This is a genomic window from Vibrio sp. VB16, from assembly GCF_015594925.2.
Lineage (GTDB): Bacteria > Pseudomonadota > Gammaproteobacteria > Enterobacterales > Vibrionaceae > Vibrio.
In genome coordinates, this window is record NZ_CP087590.1 from 2,092,456 (window position 1) to 2,105,985 (window position 13,530).

At 43.3% G+C, this 13,530-nt stretch carries 11 protein-coding genes; 1 reads left to right on the plus strand and 10 read right to left on the minus strand.

Translation table 11 applies throughout. From position 1 onward, the window contains the following. Nucleotide 1: 1 nt before the first annotated feature. Genes IUZ65_RS09520 through IUZ65_RS09530 form a run of 3 tightly spaced genes read right to left on the minus strand, consistent with a single transcriptional unit; the run spans nucleotide 2 to nucleotide 2,639 of the window. Nucleotides 2-607, minus strand: a complete 606-nt coding sequence (locus IUZ65_RS09520; RefSeq protein ID WP_195703508.1) for an LPP20 family lipoprotein — start codon at nucleotides 605-607, stop codon at nucleotides 2-4. Nucleotides 608-609: 2 nt separating this feature from the next. After that, a complete protein-coding gene (locus IUZ65_RS09525; RefSeq protein WP_195703509.1) occupies nucleotides 610-1,635 on the minus strand; it encodes a hypothetical protein in 1,026 nt (341 codons plus the stop codon). A 23-nt stretch (nucleotides 1,636-1,658) separates the two neighbouring features. Then, entirely contained in the window at nucleotides 1,659-2,639 is a 981-nt protein-coding gene (locus IUZ65_RS09530; protein ID WP_195703510.1) for an LPP20 family lipoprotein, read from the minus strand. A 900-nt stretch (nucleotides 2,640-3,539) separates the two neighbouring features. Between IUZ65_RS09530 and IUZ65_RS09535 the strand changes: the two genes are divergently transcribed. Then, nucleotides 3,540-4,508 (plus strand): DHH family phosphoesterase, encoded by a 969-nt coding sequence (locus IUZ65_RS09535; protein ID WP_195703511.1) that lies wholly within the window; start codon nucleotides 3,540-3,542, stop codon nucleotides 4,506-4,508. 231 nt (nucleotides 4,509-4,739) lie between these two features. Here the strand turns inward: IUZ65_RS09535 and IUZ65_RS09540 are convergent, their stop codons facing one another. From IUZ65_RS09540 to IUZ65_RS09570, 7 genes are all read right to left on the minus strand, one after another. Further along, nucleotides 4,740-6,323 (minus strand): PTS transporter subunit EIIC, encoded by a 1,584-nt coding sequence (locus IUZ65_RS09540; protein WP_195703512.1) that lies wholly within the window; start codon nucleotides 6,321-6,323, stop codon nucleotides 4,740-4,742. 9 nt (nucleotides 6,324-6,332) lie between these two features. Then, entirely contained in the window at nucleotides 6,333-7,733 is a 1,401-nt protein-coding gene (locus IUZ65_RS09545) for a Sapep family Mn(2+)-dependent dipeptidase (RefSeq protein WP_195703513.1), read from the minus strand. 47 nt (nucleotides 7,734-7,780) lie between these two features. Then, a complete protein-coding gene (gene rpiA / locus IUZ65_RS09550; RefSeq protein ID WP_195703514.1) occupies nucleotides 7,781-8,512 on the minus strand; it encodes a ribose-5-phosphate isomerase RpiA in 732 nt (243 codons plus the stop codon). A gap of 1 nt (nucleotide 8,513) precedes the next feature. Then, complete coding sequence (tkt, locus tag IUZ65_RS09555; RefSeq protein ID WP_195705066.1) at nucleotides 8,514-10,508, minus strand: transketolase; 1,995 nt, start codon at nucleotides 10,506-10,508, stop codon at nucleotides 8,514-8,516. Nucleotides 10,509-10,518: 10 nt separating this feature from the next. Then, the gene (gene tal / locus IUZ65_RS09560) at nucleotides 10,519-11,475 is read right to left on the minus strand and encodes a transaldolase (protein WP_195703515.1); all 957 of its coding nucleotides are present in this window, start codon (nucleotides 11,473-11,475) and stop codon (nucleotides 10,519-10,521) included. Between the two features lie 2 nt (nucleotides 11,476-11,477). Then, a complete protein-coding gene (locus IUZ65_RS09565; protein WP_195705067.1) occupies nucleotides 11,478-12,215 on the minus strand; it encodes an HAD family hydrolase in 738 nt (245 codons plus the stop codon). 90 nt (nucleotides 12,216-12,305) lie between these two features. Continuing rightward, nucleotides 12,306-13,463 (minus strand): iron-containing alcohol dehydrogenase, encoded by a 1,158-nt coding sequence (locus tag IUZ65_RS09570; RefSeq protein ID WP_195703516.1) that lies wholly within the window; start codon nucleotides 13,461-13,463, stop codon nucleotides 12,306-12,308. Between the last annotated feature and the right edge of the window lie 67 nt (nucleotides 13,464-13,530).

Here is a 13,530-nt window from a genome sequence, read left to right on the forward strand (position 1 = left end):
GTTATTTTGAAATAAGAGAATCTAAAGCATTCGTTATGTCTTCTGACGCTTTCTCATTATTAAATTTTTTCCAAAGCACTGAGTCTTCACCTGTCACTTCATCAACAACCTTTGCAACATTACTGTCATAAGCGGCTTGGTCCATGCCAACCAACACATATAGCCCCCCAGTAGGGCTCACTTGACTAACAATCAGCCTGCTATTTGTTAAGGTCTTACTTACCACTGTTTTTGTTAAGTTTTCAACGGTTTCTTGAACGTCTTCATTCACACCAGCTTCAGTAGAGGTAGACACACTACTCTCAATCGCCTGTTTGAATAAATTATTCACATCCGTCTCAAAACGCGCAGCCAATGCTGTGCGTGCGTCATTCACTGCAATTTTTCGCATTATCGCCATGCCCGAAATGCTCTTCTTAGCATAACCCGTTGCGCCTGCAGCTAAGTCTTTCGGCATCACGTCACAAATCCATGCTGGAGCTTCAATTTCATAAGCGTCAGGGAATGTACATTCGGCAAAATTTTGAGCTTCATTAACGGTTATATCATTACTCGCACAACCGAATAAGCTTGTTAATACTGCAACGGAAATTATTAATTTTTTCATGTTTATAGTCCAAGTCCTAATAAATCTACTCCCAATAAATCTTGGGTTTGACACTCAAAGTCCAGCATACTTTCACAAACTTTAGGTACCACTTTAACAACATCACCTTTATTTACTTTATGGGCGACTTCTTCATCTATGGCAACCCAAGAATACTTCGATTTTATCCCATGCTCAGGGATATTAACGACGGTTCCTTCTCCATAGCCAAAGGTTTCAATTTCATCATCAACTTTCATGCGCTTTGAGAACGCAATTTCAGCACCTGGTGTGACCTTTTTGTTACTTCCCATCGCTATTTTTACCATTGAGCCTTCTTCACAGGTACGAAGTTCCATTACAGAAGCGGTAGGTGCTAAAAGTTTCTTCAATTCAGGGTTATATGACACTGATTCGGCAGCAGCTTTACTTGCTAAGCTAGCGTATTGCGCACTAGAGAATTTACAACTAGAGTTTCGAGTTTCAGTTGAAGTACTTTGGTCCCCTTCTAACTCCATACGCTTAATCAATTCCATACTCGGTAATGACACAACTTTAGTCACGCCTTTCACTTCAACCTCAAAGCGGCATTTAGCGGGAATATAATGCGAGTTGCCGTCATCATCTGTCCAAGTTCGTGCCTCAACGTATTCTTTGCTAAATTCTGAAGCAGTTATCTCCGTCAAAACCGCGATGTCTGCTATCGGTACACCTTTAGTGTTGTAGCGTCCGCTTTGCTCAGCTAACTTAATTTCATTTTTCAATTTGTTAGCAAGTTTTCTGTCAACCAATTTCGCACCAGAAGCAGCAATCTGCGCTTCTAAATCATTCCTAACCACGCTCTGAAGTTTTTTCTTTGCTGAGTCATTAAATTCCATATCAACAGGTAACACGATGACTCGTTGATCTTTAGCTGATTTCACTTCAACATCTGCTACAGGAATTTCAACGCGGTTATCAGGAGTACAAACATGTTCTGGTCCACCTGTTAATGCGCAACCACTCAACGCCGTAAGAACTAAAGCCGCCACTGCCGTTTTTTTAAACATTATAAAATCTCCGATTATAATTGTTAATTAAAGCCTATTGATTCCCATAAGCCATGAGTTTCAACTTGTTCTGAAAAATGTCGAATAGCACCTTCACTTGACATTTTGTAACTAGTAACAGAATTACCGCTAGAAATAATCTCATTACTCGCTATTGTTTTATTATGTTTGTTACGCATGACTACATCTGTAATTAAGGTTGTTATATACGCGTCACCAACTTTATTCTTTCGTCTTTCTGTCGTTAACGTTAATGTATGTGTCGTACGTCTATTGCCTGTGAAAGTGGTAGTTATTTGCTGAGAGGACAACTTCTCCGACATCAATAAAGCCATTTTTTTGTCTTGAGACTTAACTTTGATATAAACAAAAAGTTGACTTTTTACTTGGGCAACTTTCTCTTGCAAATCTGAAATGTCGTCTGTTTTATAGAGATTGTCTTCATCTACAACTGATAACATGCCAACTCGAACTAACGCTTGTTCTTTGATTTCATTTATATCTTTATTATTTAGCCACCATAAAAACGAATCACTATTATTAAGCGCTTTCAATTCTCGAGTTGCGGCTAGATTCAGTTGTCTTAATTCTTCTTTTAATTGTTTACGTATCGTGCTTTTTTTAACTCTGGCCTCTACATAAAAACCAATGTCGTTTTGATTTTGTTGAAGGTACTCGATGCCATTTAAGGTTAAATTGGCCGTTTTTGTATTTATTTTATTATCTACAAATGTCTGATAATTTTGATTTTTATTGCCTTCCGATGAGGTTTCTCTCATATAAAATGAAGATTCAACCTGAGTCCAAAGTCTTTCATTTATTTGATTTGCCGCCGCCTTTTTCGCCTGAGATGAGCTTCGACCTTCACCAACAGCATAAATATATTCTGAAGTATCAGACTTAGGTACTTCATACCAATCAGGTTTACTGGTTGATTGACAGGCCGTAAGAAACAGGATGCAAGATATAAATACAGTGCAGTTTATTTTTTTAAATGCGTTCAAAATATCACCTAAGAATAAAAAACCTCATCACTTCAAACAAAGTTGAATGTCAGGTTGATGTCAACAAAATGTCAGCATCATATTGAGAACATAGCAAATTATCATTTACCATTAAAGGCAGATATATTTCTTTAAATAAGTCATTTTCATCATGAAACTAATTAGTTAAATAAATGTATACGAAATTAGATGTTAACTTTAAAGAAATTGAAATAGTGATAGTTCTATATATAAATAGAATTGTAAATTAAATTTTCCTTATGCATTCTCACTGAACTAAATTCGTCAAAGCCCAGTATTATTGAGTTTAACAAGCCTAAAGGTGTTACTCACTCAGTTTGTGTGCAACAGGTATTAACTATAAAAGGGTGATTTCGGTACAGAATCAATCCTGCTGTGAAACAATTCATTAAAATATAATTAACATCACGATTACACCAGCCTGTAGTTAGGCCAAAAATGTGTTATTTAAATAAAATTAACTTTGTTCCAATAGTGTGATGAGGGTAGTAAAAATAAATTGAACTCATTATGAAATTTTATTAAAAACCCATCAAGCAAACAGAAATTTTTGCTTGTTAATCGTACAATTTAGATTAGGAACTTAAGATAAAAAGGCTGTTCAGGTTGAATTAAATTTACGGATTTGTAGAGTTATTTTTCAATATTTTTAGTTGTCCATTAATGACTACACTATCAACAATGGATTTTGACCAATGCCCACTCTTTTATAAAATTATATTTTTGATCGATCTTTATTACTTCGACGTATTAATATAGTCATTTCGAGATATGGAATAGTATTTAGTTTTTGAATACGCCGGCAATATGACTTATATTATTGAGTTAAATATTTATTCATCAGCTCGATCAATTAAAACATAATATTTGGGTATCTCTATGGCAAACCAGTTCTTTGAACGTTTTTTAACAAAACTTGACCATAACAAACGCGTAATTATCCAGCCTCATGACTTCCCAGACCATGACGCGGTGTCTTCCTCTTTTGCTATGCATTATTTGTTAACACAGCTTGGGTATAACTGCGTAATCGTCTACAACGGTTATATCGACAGAATATCTCTTAAAAACATGATCGATTGGCTGTCAATTGACGTTGTACATATTAATGATTCAGCGTTAACACCTGATGATAAAATCATTGTAATAGATGGCTGTATTGGGGAGAAGAACGTAACAGATATGCCAGGTGTTGAGGTTGCCGTAATTGATCACCATCAAGTGGACGCGCCAGATTACATTTGGTATGCAGATATAAGGCCTAATTACGGCTCAACCGCTACTATCATGGTGGAATATTTTCAGTACTTTAACATTAAGATCCCTAAAGCTATCTCAACTGCTCTGCTTTTAGGATTAATGTTCGACACGAACAGCTTTACTCGTGGTGTAGGTTCCGCCGACATCAATGCCATGTTAACGTTAAGAAAAGACGCTAACTTAATTCTGACGAACAAAATTTTTAGGAACCAACTCGAATATCAAGATCTGTCGGACTTCAAAACACTATTGAATGATGTACAACGTGAAGGCAATTTAACGTACTGTATATTGCCTCGATGTTCTACACAGATGCTTGGTGTATTGGGCGATTTTTTATTAAGCCTAGACAAAATTGATAATGTCGTTCTTATTACTCCCCATCACCAGCGCGCCTACATATCTTTACGCACCGAATGCCCCAAGACAAATGTTGCGAGCATTATTAAAACGCTTCTCAATGATGCTGGCATTGGTTTTGGAGGGGGTCACAAACATATGGCTGCTGGAGTCATCCACAGTTCCGTGTCTCTAAACAATTTACCTCGGGTGATGAAGAGTTTTCGTAAGCAATTGAGTGCCTCTTAGGTCAACTAATCAAATACCATCAGCCTACATTTGGACTATTCAGAGAGGAATATTACGCTCATCGACAATATACTGAACATACATTGCGCGATGACTTTACGTTCATGTTATCACTGAGTTTTTGTTTATTTGGCCCACTATTAGAAAACAAAAAAACCTACCTGTAGCAGGAAGGTTTTTTTCGTTTATTAATACGCTATCTTGTTCAGTATCTATTTCACTAAATACTACTTAAGAATCAATGCCTAATGCTTCTTTGATTCCAGAGGCGATGGTAATGACATTTGCACCGTATATTACTTGGATACTATTCGTCATCCGCACAACACCAATGGCATTCAAATCTTGTTTCCACTTTTTGTCATCGGCCACTAACGAATCGTCATACAAGGACACACGCAAACGAGTTGCACAGTTCGAGATGTTTTCGATGTTATCTGCACCACCAAGCGCTTTAATAATTTCAGCCGGTAGCCCCTTCGATGTCTGTTCTTTCTTCTTCTTCAAGTCTTCCTTGGAGAATAATGCAATTTCGGCATCATCTTCTTCTCGGCCTGGTGTTTTAGCATCAAACTTCAGGATAAAGAACTTGAATGTATAGAAGTACACAACAAAGTAGAGCGGAACAATCCATAGCAATGCCCACGCATGCACTTTCTCAGGCTGCAGTAGGTTTGGAACCATGAATAACAACTGGTTACCCTGAATGGATACGCCCATCATCTCGGTAATGACATACGCAAGTCCGTTCAATGGAACGTGTACAGCAAAGAACAAGAATGGTTGAACAAACAAGAACGTATACTCAAGCGGTTCAGTGATACCGATAACGGCAGCGGTGAACACAGCAGGCACCATGATGGCAGCCACTTTCTTACGATTGGCTGTTTTAGCCGTCACATACATTGCATAAGCCGCACCCGTTAGACCACCCATTTGGATAGGAATACGACCACTGGTGAAGTTGTGAGTAATATAACCCGTTGCATCCGGTGAACTCATTTGGCCGTTCATAATGTTACGAACACCTTCATAAACCACACCATCAATCTCCATAATGCCACCAACACGAGTGTACTCAATTGGGAAGGCAATTAGGTGGTGTAAACCAAATGGCAGCAAGCCTTTATCGAACACGCCAAATAGGAATGAACCAAAAATACCAGAGCTAGTTATGAGGGTAGTGACAGATTGTAATCCACCAGCGATTGGCGGCCATGCGTAGTACACAAACAATGCAATAGGCATAACAGCAAAGTAACAGAAGATAACAACAGCACGCGGGCCAGAGAAGAAGCTCAGTAGTGCTGGCATTTCAAATTTGTAGAAACGGTTGTGGATCCAGGCCGTAATACAACCAACAAAGATACCGCTAAAGATACCCATGTTGTACGCAAAAACACCTAGAGACTCGCCCCATAATGAATTGAAGTTTTGCGCCGCCACCTTTTCATAGCCAAAATCATTCATTAATGACGTAACGCTTGTGGTTTCTTGTGTCCAACCGTGGAAAGAAGCAATAGAACCAATCGCTACGTTAAAACACATGAACATGGTGAAACCGGTAAATGCTGCCCAGCCCTTTTCTGATTTTGCCAGCGCGAACGCAAGACCAATCGCAAAGAATGGCGGTAGGTTACGCATTACCATCAAACCAAGATCGAGCATCAGTTTAAAGAATGCAAAAAATACAGAGTCGGTCGCTGTCATTTGATTAACAACACCGGCACCAACACCAATAAATATACCTGCGATAACCAGTACGATGATTGATACCATCATACCGCCAGCAAGTGCTTGAATCCTATCTCTCATAATTTACTCCTAAAGTGATATGAGAACCTTCACGTATATTGTGATTGCTTTTTTTAGTGACTTGAGGCTGAGCCTTTCGTTGGGCTGATGAACACAAGTCACATCACCAGGAAAAGTCGGTCCGAATGCCACGCCATTGTCTAGCGCCCGTGCGTATGAAGCAGCACCTTTGCTAAAACATTGCGCGTCCGTTTTTGTTACTTCGGAGTACGCTTTTCCCATCGCTTGGATAAGATCACTTTCGGGAGAGAGGTAAGATAGAGGTAAGTACTGTTGTTCGATCATCGTCACTCCATACTGTTGGGATAAATGGTGGAGTTGGGTACGAGTTTGATCGATCGTCAGGCCCTTAGGAAACCGAAAATCAAAATCCAAATTGTATCCATGTTGATCCAAGTTGATGGAGGAGACACAACACGTCGTTGCGCCCATTTCATCGTCTTGATGAGCCAACCCTAACTTCGACCCTTCCGCTGAATCTGCAAACCATGCATCAAGCAACGCAATAAGGTGTCGAGAATTAGAATCTAACCCTTCAACATGCCGCATTTGGTGAACAAACTGATCCATACAGTTATCCACTTTATGCGGGTTGCGGGATTTCTCCCACGGCGTTGATAGCTCAACGCGATATAACTCATTGGTTCGAGTTACCTTGGCAAAGTCAGCAAACAACGCTGAGACTTCGCCTGCCTTATCACCAGATAGAGAGACAGTCAGTTGATAACAGGTAGAGGTTCTATCCCGCTCACTTTCTATGCTAACTATCTGACAGGAACCTAAGTCATTAAGAGCTGGAAACGCGCTTTGTAATGACGTATATAGGATCCCTTTTTCTCCATTAACGATTGGGAAGTCGCCATCTGGAGAGAAACCATAATCCGGTTGAGGATTGTGTTGAAAATAATGCTCTACACATTCCCAAGTTGTCTCTTCTGCGCCACCAATGATGACTCGTATCTTCTTATCGAGTTTTACATTGAGCGCTTTAAACATCTTGAGAATATACAGGCTCGCAACCAAGGGCCCTTTATTATCAGTAACACCTCGGCCGAATAACACATCACCCTGTTGATGCATTTCAAATGCTGGCGTAAGCCAAGCATTCAAGTCGCCTGCTTCAACAACGTCAACATGATGCAATATAGCGATCTCTTGCTTCCCTTCACCAAAGCTAATGTCTAAGGCGTAACCTTCGTGATCACGAACGTCAAAGCCTTCTCGTTCAGCCCAAGAGATTAGATAATCAAACGCCTCCCTGATCGCCTGACCAAAAGGGGCATTGGATTGTCGCGTCGCGGTATCTCTTACTGACGGAATAGCAATCAAGCCCGACAGATCATTGAGCAGTACTGAAAAATTCTGATCAAGATAATCGAGTGTTTGGGTAGAAAAATTGCTTTCCGTCATGTTTGGTTCCAAATTTTATCTTATTGAGAGAAGTATAAATAGAGCTGTTATCGAGATCTCATTTCTTCAATAACTCGCTCTTTCGAAAACCACTGCGTTCCGTTGCTGTCAGAGAACGCCATAAAGTCTGCACAACGCTGTGCAAAAATGCCGTTTTCTACTACACCAGCGATCGCGCAAAGCTGTTGTTCCAATGCTTTGGGTTGTGAAAGGTCCAATCCCGCAACATCCAAGATAATGTTGCCATTATCTGTCACACAACCTTCACGCTGAGCTGGGTTTCCACCAAGGCTCTGCAAGGCATTGAATACCGCTTTTCGAGCCGCGGGTAACACCTCGATAGGCAACGGAAACTGACCCAATTGTGTGACCAATCGACCGCTGTCTGCAATAGTAATAAACGTCATCGCCAGTGTCGCAAGCACCTTCTCTCTTGCTAACGCCGCACCGCCACCTTTCACCGTGACCCCGCAGTCCAACCCTTCATCGATACCATCGATATAAAAATCCACACGCTCACAATCAGAGATCGCGATCTCTTGTAGGCCTGCTTTTTGAATCGCCTTACTCGAACGCTCAGAGCTCGATACACAATGAGCAAATTCAGCCCCACTTTGCTTCAATAGCTCAACAAACACTTCCACCGTTGCACCGGTACCAATACCGATCACGCAGCTAGGCGTAAGCGTTTTTAGCACGTGGTCTAAGGCGACTTTCGCCGCCTTAGTACGCAGGCAATCTTGGCTCGTGTTTTCAATAAAACAGTGTGCCATACCCATATTATTTCTCCAGAATCGCTTTGGCTTTCGCCACGACGTTTTCAACCGTGAAACCAAACATCTTAAACAGTTGCTCAGCAGGCGCTGATTCACCAAAGCTCGTCATCCCTACTATGTCACCTTGCAGGCCAACGTACTTAAACCAGTAGTCTTTGATACCCGCTTCAATCGCAACACGCTTGACAACGTGACTTGGTAACACCTGTTGTTGGTACTCAGCACTCTGCGCATCAAACACATCGGTAGCCGGCATAGACACAACGCGGCATCTTATCTCCGTTAGTTGCGTTTTCGCTTCCATTGCCAAGGCCACTTCAGAGCCGGTTGCAATCAGGATAAGCTCAGGCTCACCTTCACAATCGGAAAGGATGTAGCCGCCTTTCGCCACGTTGGCGAGCGTGGTTTCATCGCGTTCAAACTGAACCAGATTTTGGCGAGAAAAAATCAGCGACGTTGGGCCATCAAAACGTTCAATAGCGGAGATCCACGCAACGGCCGTTTCTACTTGGTCACACGGACGCCAAGTACTCATATTCGGTGTCAGACGTAGTGACGCGATCTGCTCGACTGGTTGATGCGTCGGGCCATCTTCACCCAAACCAATAGAATCGTGGGTGTAAACAAAGATGCTGCGCTGCTTCATTAGCGCTGCCATGCGAAGTGCATTACGGGCGTATTCCACAAACATCAGGAAGGTTCCACCGTAAGGGATAAATCCACCGTGCAGCGCAATACCATTCATCATGGCTGACATGGCGAATTCGCGGACGCCATAGCTGAGGTAGTTACCCAACGCGTCTTCCGCACTGATTGCTTTCGAGCCTGTCCAATTGGTTAGGTTTGATGGTGTTAAGTCAGCGGAGCCTCCAAGAAACTCTGGCAGCATTGGACCAAAGGCTTCAATGGTATTTTGAGAGGCTTTGCGACTCGCAATCGTTTGTGGATTCGCCTGCAAAGTTTTAACAAAATCTTGGCTATGTGCCTGCCAGTTTGATGGCAATTCGTTATGGCTACGACGACGAAACTCAGCCGCGAGCTCTGGGTAGGCTTGTTGATACGCCTCAAAACGCGTATCCCAATCGGCTTCTACTACCGCGCCTTTCTCTTTGCCGTCCCATGCTTGATAAATGTCTTGCGGGATCTCAAACGCTGGATGTTCCCAACCGAGGTTCGAACGTACCAAGGCCACTTCGTCCGCGCCTAAAGGTGATCCATGACAATCGTGACTGCCTGACTTGTTTGGTGAGCCAAAACCTATCACGGTTTTGCAACAAATCAGTGTCGGTTTATCGGTGACCGCTTTCGCTTCGGTTATCGCTCGGTGGATATCGTCAGCGTTGTGCCCGTCTACATCTGCGATAACGTGCCAGCCGTACGCGTCAAAACGTTTTGGCGTATCATCCGAGAACCAGCCTTCAACGTCACCGTCAATAGAGATACCGTTGTCGTCCCAAAATGCCACGAGCTTACCTAAGCCAAGCGTCCCAGCCAGTGAGCAAGCTTCATGAGAGATCCCTTCCATCATGCAGCCATCGCCCATGAATACGTAAGTATGGTGGTCAACAATATCGTGACCTTCGCGGTTGAACTGCTCCGCAAGGACTTTCTCGGCTAACGCCATACCTACGCCATTGGTAATACCCTGGCCAAGTGGACCGGTGGTGGTTTCAATACCGGGCGCATAGCCATACTCTGGGTGACCTGCCGTTTTGCTGTGCAACTGGCGGAAGGATTTGATGTCATCCATTGATAATTCATAACCAGACAAATGCAGCAAGCTATAGATCAACATTGAACCGTGACCGTTAGACAAAATGAAGCGATCGCGATCGGTCCAGTTTGGATTGCTTGGGTTGTGCTTTAGAAAGTCGCGCCAAAGTACCTCGGCAATATCGGCCATCCCCATTGGGGCGCCCGGATGGCCTGAAGCCGCTTTTTGTACTGCATCCATACTCAATACGCGAATAGTGTCGGCTAATTTAGAACGTGAAATCATCATGCTTCTCCTACAGACGTGCGTCGATCATGGCTTCAAGCTTGCCTTGGTCAACGGCAAAGTTACGGATACCTTCAGAGAGTTTCTCAGTAGCCATTGGGTCTTGATTCATTTCCCAGCGGAACTGCGCTTCTGTCATCAAGGCAACCGGTGCAGGTTCGATAGCATCGCGCTCAGCAAATAACTGGCATTCCACGTGGCCTTCTTGCGCGGCAAGTTGGTCTAGAATGGCTGGGCCAATCGTTAATCGGTCACAACCTGCGAGCGCCAATACTTCACCAGCACTGCGGAAGCTTGCACCCATCACGACCGTGTTGTAGCCATGATCTTTGTAGTAGTTGTAGATTTCAGAAACCGAAACCACACCTGGATCTTCATTTGGTAGGTAGTCTTTTTTATCGGTATTGGTTTTGAACCAATCAAGGATACGACCCACAAAAGGTGAAATAAGGAATACACCCGCTTCTGCACACGCTTTTGCCTGAGCGAAGTTAAACAACAAGGTTAGGTTGCAATTAATGCCTTCTTTTTCCAGCTCTTTCGCCGCGCAAACGCCTTCCCATGTGGAGGCCAGTTTGATCAGAATACGGTCGTTGCTGATACCTGCTTCGTTGTACATTCCAATCAGCTTTCGTGCTTTAGCAAGGCTCGCGTCTTTATCAAATGACATGCGCGCATCTACTTCTGTAGAGATACGGCCAGGGACAGTTTTTAGAATTTCTAAGCCGATATTGACGGCCAATTTGTCGCCCGCATCAATTATCTGCATTGCTTTATCGCTGCTTTGCTCTTTTGCCCACGCTACCGCGTCGACAATTAGGCGGTCATACTGAGGCATCTCGGCGGCTTTAAGCACAAGCGAAGGATTTGTTGTGGCGTCTTCTGGTTGAAACGCTGCAATGGCATCGATGTCACCGGTATCGGCAACAACGGTTGTGTACTTTTTCAATTGCTCTAATTTATTCATCGTTATTTCTCGGTAAGTTTATTAATCAGCTGCGGTAACGTTTGCTCATTCATCGAACTCAGCACCACGTTAGCTAGCGAGACATCGAGGTGACGAGTGAGTAGGTTGGTTACGGCAACGGTTGGTATTCCTGCGGTTCGAGCCGCCTTTACTCCGGGTGGAGAATCTTCAAATGCGATGGCTTGATGGGCAGAAACACCCAATTTTTTAAGTGCAGCTAGGTACACATCTGGTTGAGGCTTACGCCTTGTCAGTGCAATTTCTTCCGCACCAACAAAACAGTCAAAATAATGAACAAGGTTGAGACGAGTCAGAATTGGCAAATAATGCTCCGAGCTCGAGCTCGTCGCTAAAGCGACTTTGAACGCCTTTGATTTGGCGAAATCCAAATACTCTCGAACGCTGTCACGTTCAGACATACTTTCGACTAGCCGATACGCTTTGTCGTATAACCGCTTATCAATTTCATCATTCGTGAGCGTTTCACCAGAGACTTGGCGATATTGCTGGTAGAGATAAGTGGCTGGCATAGCGTTTCCAACTAGGCCAGCAATCTTAATTTGCGACACCTCAACACCGTATGGTTCCATCAAAGCTTCCCAGGCTCTGAACATACAGGTTTCGGTATCGACTAGAAGGCCATCGAAATCAAATATCAATGCTTGTACATCACCTACAATGAATTCCTCTCGTTCCAATTCCATTGTTGCGGTGCACGAGTTATCAATATTTTCATCCATAATTTTGCCTTCTTTGTTGTTTCTATTCATGTTTCATCGTTCACTAACACTAAGTCTTTCGACTAACGTCAGCCGCACGACGAGTATTGTCTATGCCAAACTTGCACGTAGAATCTGCTTCATTTCTTCACCACTGGTCAGCGGTAAATCGAAACAAAACGCAGGTTCTAATGCTTTGACGTCATCTTCTGTCACACCTATTTGAGTCAAATTAGACTCAAGCCCGATGCGATCTAAAAACGTTACTAAATGTGCGGCAAGCGATTGCGCCTTTTCTTCAGTGCTTCCCATAGCACCAAATAATTCAGCCACTTGCGCGTAACGTTCTGGCTGTTTACGCCATTGAAGTTGAACATAAGCTGGATAAACCACCGCGAGCGTTAGCCCATGCGGCAGATTGGTTTTACTGCTACCAAGGATTTCACCCAGTGGATGAGGCGCCCCCGCGCCGCCATTCGCTAAGGCAATGCCACCTAAGGTGTCGGCTTTCGCTAACTGGCAACGACCATGAAGGTCTGCGCCGTTATCGACAACATTCGGTAGGTTTTCTACCACTAATTTCATCGCCTCTAGCGCCATTCCATCCACAAATGGGGATGGTCGAGTACCAGTAAACGATTCAAAGGCATGTGAAAATGCGTCAAAACCCGTCATCGCCGTCATGCGCGGTGGCAGAGTCAACATAAGTTCAGGGTCTATCAACGCTTCACATGGGTAGAACTCTGGGTGGAACAACGTCAGTTTCGCGTGTTGTTCTAGATCCGTAATCACAGCGGCATGCGTGACCTGAGAACCAGTTCCAGACGTGGTTGGTACCGCAATCAATGGCAGCGTTTTGGCAGGTAATGCCTCTACGTTGCCAAATGGCGAGTCATAAGTGGCGAACCAATCGGCCCAGTTCAATGACTCTGCGTTAATGGTTGCAGAAATGATTTTTGCTGTATCAATCGAAGAACCACCACCGATGGCCAAAACCACATTGCAGTTTGCTGTTATCGCTAACCTGCGGCCACGTTCAACGACGGTTGTTGGAGGGTTTGGCACGACACCATCAAAATGCGTGACCTCGATACCCTGCTCTTCCAACAGCGTAAAAATACGTTCGTAGGCAGGCTTTACTGCTTCAAAAATTGGCTCTGACACCACAAGGCAACGAGTACCATATTGAGCAACAAGTTGACCAATTTTTTGAATTTCTCCCGCACCAAACGTCAGTTTTGTCGGCTGATAGTGTTGAAACTGTGTCATGGTTAATTCCTTGGTAAAGGTGCTAAGCTAATCATATTTAGGGGGTAGCTCAGCACTGGCAACGAAA